Raw genomic sequence first — 13413 nt, 5'->3', positions numbered from 1 at the left:
AACCTTCAATCTTAATTAGTGCTGTGGGTCAAAATACATGGTTTTACAGGAACTATAAGGCTGTAATCTTTTGTCCTGCCATTTTCCAGAATAGAAAAACTTATTTCAATTGTTTTAAGACTCCTCAGCTGGTTATTTTCGACAGTAAGATTAGAAAACTCATCGGAAGTTTTTGTCTCAAATGATTCTATGTTATCAGCAAGCTTTAAACTTTGGACCTGCCACTGCCCTGATAGATAGGCAAATTGTCTATTTATCCTGTAAAAGCTGTACAAGTCATTTTCTTCCTTCTCAAGCTTATATCTCACCCAGTTTATGGGGTAAGTATCCGAATTTTTACTATAAACGTCATTTGTCGTAGCAAAAGTCATAAAATAATCTTCTGTGGATATTTCTCCCACAGACATTCTAAAGTAAAGTCTTGAATCATCAGACTTAATTTTTTTCGAATCACTTAAAGCCACCGAACTTAAATCCTTCTGCATGATGCTTATCAGCACCCGGCCTTCCTGATTCATCCGCACTTCTGAATTAACGGCTATCGAGCTGTCCACAGCTGATCTGAAAATCCCGGACATGGCTGTAATGACTATTACGGAAAGGACCATGGCCAGTAGGATTTCCAGAAGGGTAAAACCGCCCTGAGCGTTATTAGTGGCAGAATCTTTCATCTACTTCACCTGCGAACTTACTGATTTTTCAAGGAAACTACCCAGAATACCTGGTAATTTGTCCCTGCCGTCCCAAACCGAAGCATGCCCGCAGTTTTTAATAACTTTTAAGGTCGAGCCTGTAATCATCCTGTTGAATTTATGAGCTGTTTTTAGAGGGATAATTTTATCCTCAGCTCCCCAGATAAGAAGTGTCGGACATTTTATGGCAGAAAGTCCTGATTCAAGTTCCTGCGATACAAACATATTTTTTTTCAGTAATTCATTACACATAGGACCAAGTTTATCCAGTTTGCTCAGCATAGGCTTTACCAGAAATGCCGGAACAGGCGGAGACGGATAAAAAATATTCTCATAGAACCATGTGCCAAAGTCGGACTTATGCCCGGCAATGGATTCCATAAGCTCTCTAGTATCCAGTCCGGCGGAATCTATCAGCACCAGCTTTCGGCACAAATCAGGTCTGTCTATGGCCAGCTTTGCGGCCAGCCAGCCCCCTACGGAAAGACCAACGATGGAAACCTTTTTAACTTTGAGGCTGTCAAGCAGTTCAAGAACCAGATGTTCATCAGCTTCCAGAGTGTAATTATGCATATTGCCATTGGTCAGATTTGCCAGAAGCAAATCCGGAGCTACAATATTATACTTTTCTGAAAGCTCGGGGAGAACTGTAAACCAGCTGCTGGCGGCTTTTCCTCCAAGCCCGTGCAGCAGAAGTACAGTTTCCCTATTGCCGTTATCACTGTGAAAATAACCAATAGAATAACTTTTGGTCTCTATCTGCTTAAAACCGGCTCCGTAAAAAGACCAGTAAGCCCGCAGAACACTATCAAGAGATTTTTCAGGTCTGATAAGGATCACACCTAAAATCAATAAAGGTACTATAATTATTAATATTTTCTTCACAGCAGCTCTTGATATAAATTATGAAAACCATCAGCAGTCCTGACGATGGAAAATTTTTCATACAAACGTTTTTGACCTGCAAGCCCCATCTGTACCGTTTTATCTGGATGTTCCTGTAATTGTTTTACTGCCTTGCCAAGTGCAGCGGAGTCTTTAACCGGCACAACCAGCCCTGTTTCACCGGACTGATTCACCCAGCTGGTCGCAGAACCTTTAATATCCGTAGTTATCAGTGCTTTTCCATAAAACATGGCTTCAAGCAGAACTACTCCGAAAGCTTCCGTTCTTTCCACAGACGGCAGGCAGAAGGCATCACATGAAGCCATCAGCAGATGCAGATCACGATCGCTCAGCCTTCCCGGCATCACAACCTTTCCAGCTAGACCTGCTTTTTCAGCCCGGCGCAGCAGCTCTGCCCTCATCTCTCCATCTCCTGCAATGACCACAACACAATTTTCAAGGCTTGAGGCAGCATCAATCAGATGCTCAAAGCCCTTGTAATGAGAAAATCTACCTGCTGCGGCAACCAGAAAACAGTCATCTGTACCACACCATTTGATTTTAGCCTGATCCTTTTCAAAATCGGATACAGGTGTCATTCGTGAAAAATTCAGACCCAGAGGTATAACCCGGCACTTATCCCTGAAATTTTTAAGAGGACGGCTGTATTCCATATAGGCTTCCGAGGTAGGAACAATAGCAGAAGCTTTTTTAAGCAGAGCTTTTTCAAAAAGGGCATATCCTGTGTATGCCGCCCGGCACAATCTTTTCTCCCTGGGGAAAAGGACATCGGAATGCCAGTGAATAACAATTGGAATATCGATTTTCATAAACAACGGCCAAAAGGCTGAAACATTGGGAAGATGAATATGCATCAGATCATATTTTCCATGTTTCAATGCTTTATGAAGCTTGACCGGAAAGGAAGGAGAAACAGGAGTATAGAGAAATTCACCATAATTTCGAGAAAGAATCTGAGTGATATCGCTATTGCCGGTATATGGGGAACTACCGTGACTTAAAACGGTTTCCTGCACACCACGCGCTGCAAGCTCTTCAATAAGGTCACATGCGATGTTTTCAATTCCTCCCGGATACGGTGGGAAATATTTCAATAAATTAAGAATGTTCATCTATATTCTCTGAACCTGCGGAATCATTTAATGTAAACCATATAATCCATCACACCACGAACATTCACTTCTTCGTTTACAACCTCAACTTCTAGAATACGGACATGATCAATGGAAGTACTCAACATTTTAGAATTCCATGTATATTTTCCATACTGCTCGTCGTCAAACGACCCATCGTTTCCTGAATAGAGTCTAAGGCTATGATCTTCAACTATTTCGTAGAGTTTCTGCTGAGCCAGTTCGTAGGCAATGCGAGTGGCTTTGACGTTGATAAACTCATCATCAGTGTTTTTCATCAGCTGCACGGAACTGAGTCCCATAACGGCGATTATAACTATAGCCGCCATCACTTCCAGAAAAGTAAATCCATTTTTTTTAGAATCAGAACTCATAAAATTAAATTAAATCCTCAGAGAGCAATCAGAGTGAAAAGAGTTGTACTCACACCATAATAAATTCTTTCAGTGCAAAAGAGCCTCGGCTTCCTATAATAGAAAATGAGTATAAAAGAAATCGCAGCTATCCGGTATGGCTGACGTGTTTAACTGAAATGTTACACTGAACAGGTTGATAAATTATATTTTAAGGGCAGAGCGTTCCGGTTTCCTTGAATAAATGGGCAGTATGAACTATTTATGTGCGCTGATTCAAAATACATATAAATTTAAAAAACGGATTCCCAATGCCAAGCACAGATTCTTCCTGCATACTATACGATTTTCTATACTGTATGGGTGGAGCTGAAAAAACAACACTACTTTTGCAGGAGTCCTTTAATAATTCATGCATTTGCGTTGATTTTGTGAACAAAGACGAGTTTGAATCACTGAATAAAAAAAATATTATCGAGCTTGGCAAAGCTGGAACATGTCAGCCCCTGAACGCAATAAAAGGGATTAGAAATTTTAAGAAAAAAACAAAATTTTTAAAAAACTGCACACTGGGCATTTACAGCGGGTCATACGCTCCATGCGCTGTGCATAACCAGCTTTCAGGTAAAAAAATTCTATACTGCCACACCATTCCCAGATTCGCCTATGACCTGTACGACTATTATTTAAACAGCCTTTCCCCCATTGCAAAACCGCTGTTCAGAATGCTGGCTTCATACGTAAGAAAAAATTACGAGCTGGCCTTCAATCAGATGGATCTGGTCATAGCCAACTCTGAAAACGTGCGCCAGCGAATCAGAAAATATTTAAATTCTGAAGCTCAGGTTATTAATCCTCCGGTTGAAACCTCAAGCTTCAAATGGATCAGTCAGGGAGACTACTACCTGTCCACAGCTCGGCTGGAAAAATATAAAAGGGTCGACCTTATTGTTTCGGCATTTAAAAAGATGCCTGATAAAAAACTTATTGTGACTTCAGGTGGAGCGGAGCTGAATAATTTGAAGAAGCTTGCCGGAAATGCAGAAAATATCCATTTCACGGGCTGGGTCAGCTACCCCGAGCTGATAGCATTAACCGGAAATTCAATAGCTACGATTTATATACCAAGAGATGAGGATTTCGGCATAAGTCCGGTAGAATCAATGGCCGCCGGCAAGCCGGTTATAGGCGCAAGGGAAGGCGGCATTCTGGAAACCGTAAAACACGGCCAGACAGGATTTCTGATAGCTCCCGAAACAGAAGAAATAATAAACGCAGTGGAAAAACTGACTCCGGCATTAGCTCTGCTGTTAAAAAATAATTGTGAAGAGCAGGCAAAACTTTTTGATACCGCAAACTTTATCAGCAAAATGAAAGAAGCTGTAGGATTCAAAAATAGCAACAGCTAATTAATTATATTGGGGATTATGATCAGTTAACTTAATTCAATATGCCCTCCCCCCATTCATGGCCATTGCAAAAGGTAAAATTAGAGTCAAATTTTAAGTCACCTTTATAAATTTGAACAAATTTCTCTAAAAGCCGCTATGGCGGCATCAATGTCCGCAACAGAATTAGCCGGGCCAATGCTGAATCTAACCATCCCGTCAGGATATGTTCCCAGCACTTTGTGAACTAAAGGTGAGCAATGAAGACCTGTACGGACAGCAATTCCAAAATCACCATCAAGAATAGCACCTGTATCTGAAGCTGTCAGATTCTTTATGTTGCAGCTTAAAACCGGAACTTTTCTATCAAAGTCACTACAGCCATATATTTCAACCTGAGGTAAAGAACTTAACCCCTTATATAACCGTTGCAATAAATCCATTTCATATTTCAAATCATTATTCATTGCCAATTCATCAAGATCAGTAAGACAGTTATAAAGAGCCAATAAGCCTAGCATATTCTGAGTGCCTGCTTCCAGACGGACAGGGTATTCATCAGGCTGAAAGCTGTTTGCAGAATCAACTCCACTGCCACCAAAACGTGAAGGCTTAAGATTAAGATCCGGTGTAAAAACAAGCCCGCCAATTCCGGTTGGCCCTTTAATGCTTTTATGCCCGGTAAAAGCCAGTGCAGAAATATTTGACCTGCGCATGCTTATCGGAATCACTCCTGCGCTCTGTGACGCATCTACACAGAAAAACGCTCCATGTTTTTTTATTTCAAGCCCGATGTCAGTTATAGGCTGAACCGTTCCCAAAACATTTGACGCATGAGTCACAATCACAGCTTCTGTTTGAGCGCGTAAGCCCTTTTTTATTTTATCAACAGAAAGGTAACCATCTTTATCAAAATCAATAAGATTAAACTCTGCCCCCCTCGCAACCATATAATGAAGTGGGCGTAATACGGAATTGTGTTCAAGTCTGGTGGACAAAAAATGTGTTCCCGGTTCAGCCAGACCTTGGATAAGGGTATTCAGAGCATCTGTAGCGTTGGAAGCGAAGCAGACCATGCTCCCCTGAGGAGCATCAAAAAAATCCAGAATTTTCTGACGGACTTTTGTGACCAGCTCCCCTGCTTCCACAGCTTTGTCATATCCACCCCTGCCGGGTGAAGCTCCGAGAGAAAGGTACTGATCAACTGCGTTACGTATGGCTGATTCATTTTTGGGAAACGAAGTTGCCGCATTATCTAGATATATCATTGGCACGTCTTTGGATTCGGCAACCCGCATAATCTGCGGGCTCCATGTTTAAGTCCACCCGGAAAAAGCCGCTCCATGGCCATTATACTCATACCGGTGTCTTTTTTGAGATCTTTATTTAACGGAGCTCTGCCATTGTATGCATAAAAATTTCTATAAGCATAAAGAACCTGCCAATGCTCAGGAGTCATTTCATCAAGACCTTCTCTAAAAGATAGGACTTTGCAGACTTCCTCATTCCATTGTGTATCATCCATGAAATAGCCTTCATCATCAAATTCAACGGAATAACCGGCGATAACAGTTTCTGTTGAGGTTCTGTCGTCCTTGCTCATTTTTAAAATATCCTGTTTTAACTGCACGGGGCTGAAATTCAGCCCCGTGTGATGGATTCTGGTTAAGCAGTACGGAACAGATTTTATTTTTTCATTGCAGCCAGCAACTTTTCAGGGGTAGCGGGGAGATCGCAGACCCACGCGCCGGTAGCATTGAATATTGCGTTGATAACAGCAGGAGCTGTCGGAACAAGACACATTTCACCGATACCGGTGCATTTAAGCGGACCTTTAGGGCGGGGTGTTTCCTGAAGAATTGTTTCCATATCAAAACTTTTGGAAATTGTGGGGAACTTGAAAGTAACCCAGTCTTTGGTCTCTCCGGCAACATATTTTTCCCGAAGAGCCAGCCCGACACCCATATCAATTCCACCATCAAGCTGACCTGTAAGGTTATCAGGATGAATAACCGGACCAGCATCAACCGCAGTAGTCATTTTGATCATACGGGTTTCACCGGTTGCGGTATCAACTTCAATCTCCGCCATCTGTACGGCATGAACCTGAGATTCAAATGATGGTCCCTGACCTGTTTCAGGATCAAGAGGACCGACCTCATTCTTTTTACGCCCTAAATAGCGGAATGGTTTTCCTGCGGCTTCAAGTTCTTTGGAATTTGAAGCTCCGGTTTCATCCATAGCAGCCTTAAGCTGCTCCAGACCGTTGATCAATGCTCCGCCTATCATGTAAGTGATACGACTTCCTGCTGCAGGACCGCTGGCAGCAGTATTTTCTGTGCTGCGGGTGTGAATATGGATTTTGCCAAGAGGCATGTTCATGAAAGCTCCACTAAGCTGCAACAGCATGGACTCATTTCCCTCTCCGGGATCAGCTGCCGCCGCAAAAATGGACAACTCCCCATCAGCTCCAAGCTCCACAGCAACTACGGAGGCATCGTTGGGACCACCTATTCCAAATGCACCTGTACCTATTCCCACACCTCTTAATACAGTAGCGGTGCTTTTAGCCTTTGCCTCAGCCACAGCACGCTCATAATGGGGACGCATCTTTTCCATCAGCTCGGGGAAAGGCCATTCAGTTACAGCCTGCCCCGTGGATTTTGTCTCACCCGGCTTGAGTGAATTCATAATGCGGAATTCAAAAGGATCTATTCCCATTTCAGCCGCGAGCATATCCACGGCGCATTCCAATGCAAAGTTGGCCTGCGGAGCTCCTGCTCCTCTGGCGGCACTGCCCCATGGATTGTTGGTATAAACTAGACGCGCCCGGGCTTTGACATTCGGAATGTTGTAAGAACCTGAAAGCATGAGCAAAGCCCGGTAGATAACTACATGCCCGATAGAATAGTAGGCCCCGTTATCCACAACAAAATCATTATGATAAGCAGTTATTCTGCCGTTTTTATCCGCGGCAAGCTTTACTTTCATATTGAAAGCATGACGCTTTGAGGCCATCAGCATGCTCTCGGTAAGGCTTGGTATATAACGAACAGCCCTTTGAAAATGCACAGCTGCCGCAGCGGCTATCCCTTCTGAAATAACATCAATTCTGATGCCGAACTGTCCACCGGAGTAAGCTTCTATATAAGCCATATTTTCCCAGGCCACAGCTTCCTGCAACATAGCCATGTGGTAATGGATATTGATGCTCCGCCCCATAATCACAAGCTTGGGCTGCTCGGCGTCTTCATCCTCTTCAAAATAGGCTACGGTAGATTCCGGCTCCAGCGGTGCCTGATGATTGGTCTGAGTCTTAAATGTTGCTTCGATTGAAGCAGCGGATTCTTCAAGGGCTTTATCAGCGTCGCCCTTTATTTGAGGCTGTTCATAACATAGGTTTTTACGTTCAGGATGGACTCTGAGACTATCTTCATCCATGGCCTGATAAGGATCGTCAAGAACAGGAAGCTCCTTAAGCTCCAAAACAATCTTTTTCACCGCAGCTTCAGCCTGAGCTTTGGTTTCTGCGGCAACAATACATACGGGATCACCTATATAATGAACCTTGTCGCGGCACAGAACAGGCCGGTCCGCTTCAATATATTTCAGGATATTGGTTCCTTTGATATCTTTAGCCGTAACAACTCCGGCAACTCCCGGTATGGCTTCAGCGGCTGAGGTCTCCAGCTTTACAATTTCAGCATGGGGAACAGTGCTGCGCAGAACAGCAAGTTCCAAGGCACCGGGGATTTGAACATCAGCGGTAAAATAAGCTGTTCCACAGGCCTTATGGATGGAAGAACGCCGGGGATGCGATGTTCCCATGGCCGGGGCATCGGCCGCCGGAGTATATTCTTCAGGAGTAGCCTCGCCACGTAGAAACTTAGCGGCAAGCTGCACTGCTTCGATAATTTTAACATACCCTGTACAACGGCAGATGTTGCGCCGAAGAGCCTTTTTAATTTCTTCCTTGGTCGGGTTCAAATTCTTATCAAGCAACGCTTTAGTTGCCATGATCATGCCCGGAGTGCAGAAACCGCACTGTATGGCTCCTGAAAGGACAAAAGCCTGTTGGATAAGATGTGGATTATCAGGAGTTCCTAAACCTTCTGCGGTTATTATTTTTGCTCCGTCCAGATTTTTCACTTTGGTCAGACAGGACAAAGCCGCTTTTCCATCAACAATGACTGTGCAGGCTCCACACTGTCCTTTACGGTCACAGGACTGTTTGGCCCCGGTTAAACGCAGGTCGTGACGGAGCAGATCAAGCAGGACTTTGTCTTCATCTGTCACTACCTGTCTGGTCAGGCCGTTTATTTCAAGAGTAACTCGTTTCATAAAAATTCCTTGGATATATCTGGTTCGCTTATATTTCAAAATACGCCGGGAATGATGCCTCCGGCCTTAAAAGGCCGGGGCATCCTGTTAAGTCGCAAACAGAGTGAAAAACTAAAGTGCGGCTCTGTAGATAGCTTCAGCGTCGGCCAGTTCCAGCTTGCGGGGGTTATTTGCCAGCAGTCTGGTAACCTTTAAAACACCTTCAGCCAGTTCAGGAACGTTGGCTTCCTTCACACCATAATCTTTAAGGTGCTGGGGAACTTTAAGATCTTCAGCCAGTTCAGCCAATGAATCCACAGCCTTTAAAGCGGCCTGACGGGTGCTTAAACCTTCTGTGGGCTGGCCGAATATTTCAGCAAGATCAGCGAAACGTTCCAGATTTCCAAGCATGTTGAAACGCATTACGGGGACCAGCATAATGGTATTGGCTATACCGTGGGGAATATGGAATTCAGCTCCGATGGGATAAGCAAAAGCATGCACTGCCGTTACTCCGGCATTTGCAAAGGCCATCCCGGCCAGCATACTGCCGCGCAACATATTTCCGCGGGCTTCGGCATTTGTTCCATCAGCGTAAGCACTGCGCAGATTACCAAAAATCAACTGCATTGCTTCTTTTGCCAGTATATCGGACATGGGAGTTGCATTTTTTGAGGTATAAGCTTCCACAGCATGAATCAAGGCATCCATACCCGTGGCAGTGGTCACGGCAGGAGGAAGTCCTATGGTCAGTTCCGGGTCAAGGAGTGCGCAGTCAGGATAAAGATACGGACTTACAACTCCTTTTTTCAGTTTCTCACCTTCATCGGATAAAATGACAATTGGAGTGACTTCGCTGCCTGTTCCTGCGGTTGTAGGAATGAGAATAAGAGGTAGGCCTTTGTTTTTAATAAGATCAATACCGAAATAATCGGAAACAGATCCGGGATTTTTAACCATCACGGAAGTAACTTTGGCCATATCCAGTGACGAGCCTCCGCCAATACCGATGACACAGTCCGCTCCTTCACTTTTAACAAGCTCTACAGTCTGGTCTACAAGCTCGTATGGAGGGTCTGCCTGAACTTTACCGTACAGACAGCTTTCCAACCCGCCGTCTTTAAGAATATTCTGCACCTTCTCTACAAGTCCTGTGGACATCAGGCCGGGGTCGGTAATGATACAGGGTTTGGAAGCCCCTAAGCGTTTGATTTCAGAAACTAAATTATTAACTGCGCCCTGTGCAAAAGCCACCCTCTGAGTTGTGCTGAAAAGTTCGTATGACATGAAATTCAATCCTTATATAATCCGCATAGAAAATTGCGGTGTTTATTAATTTTTGCCTGTATTTTACTAGTCGTAATATTCTGGAGCCTGCTTGACACTTTTCCATGATTCAGGATCATGGCCGGTAACAATCTTCACTCCGCGAGCTTCCTGAAGATACCTCATGCGATCCACGCTGCGGACGGTTTCACCGGCGCTCCACATAAGTCCGGGCAAAACTCCGTTTTCAAGATTGCTCTGGGTGTAACAGGCGTCAGCTGCAAAAAACATAGGCCCGCTGTTAGGCAGATTCACCAGAATTGACTGATGTCCCGGAGTATGGCCCGGAGTAAACCAGATTTGGATTGCACCGTCTCCGAAAAGGTCGAACTGATCCTGTTCCCATCCTTCCAGAATCAGCCAGTCCACGTCCTTGTCAAAATCTTTGCGGATATAAGCGGCTTTCATATAAGGATCAGGAGTATAGGCAAAATTAATTTCATCACGTTGCACAACATAGCGGGCATTGGGGAAATGTCCGACACCACCGGCATGGTCCAGATGCAGGTGAGAAAGAATTACATAAGAAATATCTTCAGGCGAAACACCTACTTTTTTAATGGCGTTGGCGCACCACTGATCCTCGCTCATCACCGGATCATAAGCACCGAGGATTCCACCCCAGTGTTCTTCTTTATTATTTACTACTTCAAGCGCGTTTCCAGTATCAAAAAGAACCTTTCCTTTAGGATGATCAATCAGAAAGAAGGGAACAGGGACATCAAACGAATCTCCATATCCCTGATTGAGGGTAAAAAATTGCTTCTGACTTTTCAGGACACCAGCTTCAAACATATACAGTCGCATTATATGCCTCCTGTTCGAGTTGAATCATACGGGCAAATCTTTTGCCTCTTCCTGTCCCCTTGAGCATGAAACACTGTCTGTGCCAGAATGCCGCGGAATACTGACCGCGATGAAAGGTTTCAGACAGGGTTAAGAAAACGCGCGTTTTTTTATTTATAACAAAAACCGTGCCTGGAACTGGCATCTCATAAAACAATATTGTAATATTCTGATTTTATAGCTGGTTATGAATACAAAAAATGAAATATATATAACTTTAAGATAGATTTTAGATGTTATGGTGATGCAAAAAAGCATCACAAGTTATCTAAACTAGGGACAGTAAAAAGATAAAAAGACGATATTATAAATTTAAATAAATCATTGTGAATATCAGTAATGCATAGCAGCCAACATTTATATAATCTATTTTAATAATTCTTTTATGAATGAAGCACCAATAGATGCATAATTGCATCGCATGATGCTATTGTGCATCGGAGAGATTTATCCCCAATTTTTTTGCTTTTCTAACTATAGTAGACTGATTTACGCCTAAGGCTTTTGCTGATTTTCTTGTACTTTTATAGATAGATAGTGCATTAATAATCGCCCTTCGCTCAGACTGTTCAACTATTCTCTTTAAATACAACGAATCACCATCTTTCTTACTGCGATCAATATCATCAGACTTATTATCTTCTTTGTTAGATTTATATAATATTCGTGTTACTTCGTTTTGGCTTATAATTTCTGAATGAGCCATAACCACAACCCGCTCTATGGCGTTTTCAAGCTCCCTCACATTACCGGGCCAATCTCTGGATGCCAGAAAATCCAAAGCACCCGGTTCTAGCTGCCTGTTCATGCCATATTTACTGTTATACTTACCAAGAAAATGGTAAATAAAATCAATAATAGCCTCTTCTCTTTCCCGTAAAGGCGGAATTACCAGCGGGACTACATTGAGGCGATAAAACAGATCATTTCTAAACTCTTTTCTAGCGACCATCAGTTCAAGATCACGATTGGTGGCCGCGATGATCCGCACATCAACATTTAAGGAACTGACACCGCCGACCCGGACTATGGACTGTTCCTGTAAAACCCGGAGTAACTTGGATTGCAGTCCTAAAGGCATTTCGCCTATCTCATCCAGAAAAAGGGTTCCATGGTTAGCCAGCTCGAACATGCCCGGCTTTCCACTGCTCAAAGCTCCGGTGAATGCTCCCGGCATGTAACCAAAAAGTTCAGATTCCAGCAGATGTTCCGGTATTGCGGCGCAGCTGATTTTAATAAACGGATTTTTCCTTCTGGGACCGTGTTTGTGAATTATCCCGGCCATAATTTCTTTTCCGACCCCGGACTCTCCTGAAATGAGCACGGTAGAATCAACACGGGACAGGCGCATAGCCTGATCGTAAACCTCACGCATCTTTTTTGATCTGATAATAATCTTTTTATCACCGGTACTGCGCTTTAAGGTCTCAAGCTCCTGCTTATAATGACTTTTAAGCTCTGAAATTTTTTCTAACTCACGCTGAAGCTGTCTAAGCTCGGTAACATCCCTTACATTTGTAACCACACGGCTGATTTTCCCTGAGCTGTCAAAAAGCGGATTACCTGTAACAACTATGGTCTTGCCGGTGCGCAATTTCTGCACAATGGTTTTGATTTTACCGGATTCCATAACCTGAACAGTGACAGACTCATCATAAAAACCCTTTTCAACAAGTTCGGACATTGTCTGACCAAGAACTTCAGCAGCCCTTATTCCCGTAATGCGTTCATAAGCCTTGTTAACCAGTATGACCCGTCCATTTTCGTCGGTTATGAATATCCCGTCAAAAGAGATATCGATTATATCATTGAGTTCATTGGTGAGATTAGTGAGAAAAGAAACATCAAGGCCACCAACAATCCTACCGCCATCACTTACAGCAAGGTATGATGAATTATCCCAGCATATTTCATTCAAGTGTGTTTCGGCATTTACGGTGCAGATCATCTCCCGCATATATTTGCCTATAGAATCTTCCAGAGAACTGCCCTGAGCTGCAGCTTTGATTAAATCTTCAGATGTGAACATTCCAACGGGTTTGCCATTTCGTCCTATAATATGGACCCCATGAATTTTATTGCTGTAAAAAATTTCTGCCGCGTCCTGTAGTTTTTTATCCACAGACAACACATGAACCGGATGCTGCATAATTTCAGCAATGCGCATAAACATCTCTCATATTTTAAATTCATTAAACACAATACGTCTGAAGCAAAAAACAAATAGAGCAATGCCAACTCTAATTTTTATTAAAGCAGTACACACTATTGTTTTACATTTTTCCATGAAACAGAACATATTTTCAAAATGTTTAATTTAATATAACAAAACATACGCTGATTCAAAATATTAAGACATATTATACGGATAGTTAAATCTGGAAAGGATGTTGCAGTCGTAAAAGAAGATTAAGCAGTCCCTGTCCTTATATATTGGAACAGTTCTGCG

At 43.2% G+C, this 13413-nt stretch carries 11 protein-coding genes; 1 reads left to right on the top strand and 10 read right to left on the bottom strand.

Annotated features, from left to right (window positions below; translation table 11 throughout):
- Positions 1 to 11: 11 nt before the first annotated feature.
- Genes G496_RS0111165 through G496_RS0111150 form a run of 4 tightly spaced genes read right to left on the bottom strand, consistent with a single transcriptional unit; the run spans position 12 to position 3105 of the window.
- A complete protein-coding gene (locus G496_RS0111165) occupies positions 12 to 671 on the bottom strand; it encodes a PulJ/GspJ family protein (RefSeq protein WP_027179368.1) in 660 nt (219 codons plus the stop codon).
- Positions 672 to 1577 (bottom strand): alpha/beta fold hydrolase, encoded by a 906-nt coding sequence (locus G496_RS0111160; protein ID WP_027179367.1) that lies wholly within the window; start codon positions 1575 to 1577, stop codon positions 672 to 674. It lies immediately after the preceding gene.
- Positions 1574 to 2710, bottom strand: coding sequence for a glycosyltransferase (locus G496_RS0111155; RefSeq protein ID WP_027179366.1), 1137 nt, complete (start codon positions 2708 to 2710; stop codon positions 1574 to 1576). Before G496_RS0111155 ends, G496_RS0111160 begins: the two co-directional genes overlap by 4 nt.
- A 23-nt stretch (positions 2711 to 2733) precedes the next feature.
- A complete protein-coding gene (locus G496_RS0111150; RefSeq protein ID WP_027179365.1) occupies positions 2734 to 3105 on the bottom strand; it encodes a type IV pilus modification PilV family protein in 372 nt (123 codons plus the stop codon).
- Positions 3106 to 3395: 290 nt separating this feature from the next.
- Between G496_RS0111150 and G496_RS0111145 the strand changes: the two genes are divergently transcribed.
- The gene (locus G496_RS0111145) at positions 3396 to 4493 is read left to right on the top strand and encodes a glycosyltransferase (protein WP_027179364.1); all 1098 of its coding nucleotides are present in this window, start codon (positions 3396 to 3398) and stop codon (positions 4491 to 4493) included.
- Between the two features lie 104 nt (positions 4494 to 4597).
- Here the strand turns inward: G496_RS0111145 and G496_RS0111140 are convergent, their stop codons facing one another.
- The 6 genes from G496_RS0111140 to G496_RS0111115 all read right to left on the bottom strand — a co-directional run bounded on the left by G496_RS0111140 (position 4598) and on the right by G496_RS0111115 (position 13131).
- Positions 4598 to 5740: an aminotransferase class V-fold PLP-dependent enzyme gene (locus G496_RS0111140; protein WP_027179363.1), complete on the bottom strand. Its 1143-nt coding sequence runs from the start codon at positions 5738 to 5740 to the stop codon at positions 4598 to 4600.
- A complete protein-coding gene (locus G496_RS0111135; protein ID WP_034633065.1) occupies positions 5737 to 6075 on the bottom strand; it encodes a TusE/DsrC/DsvC family sulfur relay protein in 339 nt (112 codons plus the stop codon). The genes G496_RS0111140 and G496_RS0111135 overlap by 4 nt, the downstream gene beginning before the upstream one ends.
- 83 nt (positions 6076 to 6158) lie before the next feature.
- Positions 6159 to 8813 (bottom strand): molybdopterin-dependent oxidoreductase, encoded by a 2655-nt coding sequence (locus G496_RS0111130; protein WP_027179361.1) that lies wholly within the window; start codon positions 8811 to 8813, stop codon positions 6159 to 6161.
- Positions 8814 to 8924: 111 nt separating this feature from the next.
- A complete protein-coding gene (locus tag G496_RS0111125; RefSeq protein WP_027179360.1) occupies positions 8925 to 10079 on the bottom strand; it encodes an iron-containing alcohol dehydrogenase in 1155 nt (384 codons plus the stop codon).
- A 66-nt stretch (positions 10080 to 10145) separates the two neighbouring features.
- Positions 10146 to 10925 (bottom strand): N-acyl homoserine lactonase family protein, encoded by a 780-nt coding sequence (locus tag G496_RS0111120; protein WP_027179359.1) that lies wholly within the window; start codon positions 10923 to 10925, stop codon positions 10146 to 10148.
- 466 nt (positions 10926 to 11391) lie between these two features.
- Positions 11392 to 13131: a sigma-54-dependent Fis family transcriptional regulator gene (locus G496_RS0111115; protein ID WP_027179358.1), complete on the bottom strand. Its 1740-nt coding sequence runs from the start codon at positions 13129 to 13131 to the stop codon at positions 11392 to 11394.
- Positions 13132 to 13413: the final 282 nt, after the last annotated feature.

It is taken from the genome of Maridesulfovibrio bastinii DSM 16055, from assembly GCF_000429985.1.
Lineage (GTDB): Bacteria > Desulfobacterota > Desulfovibrionia > Desulfovibrionales > Desulfovibrionaceae > Maridesulfovibrio > Maridesulfovibrio bastinii.
Note: the sequence above shows the minus strand (reverse complement) of the source record. Positions and strands in the feature narration are given on the sequence as shown.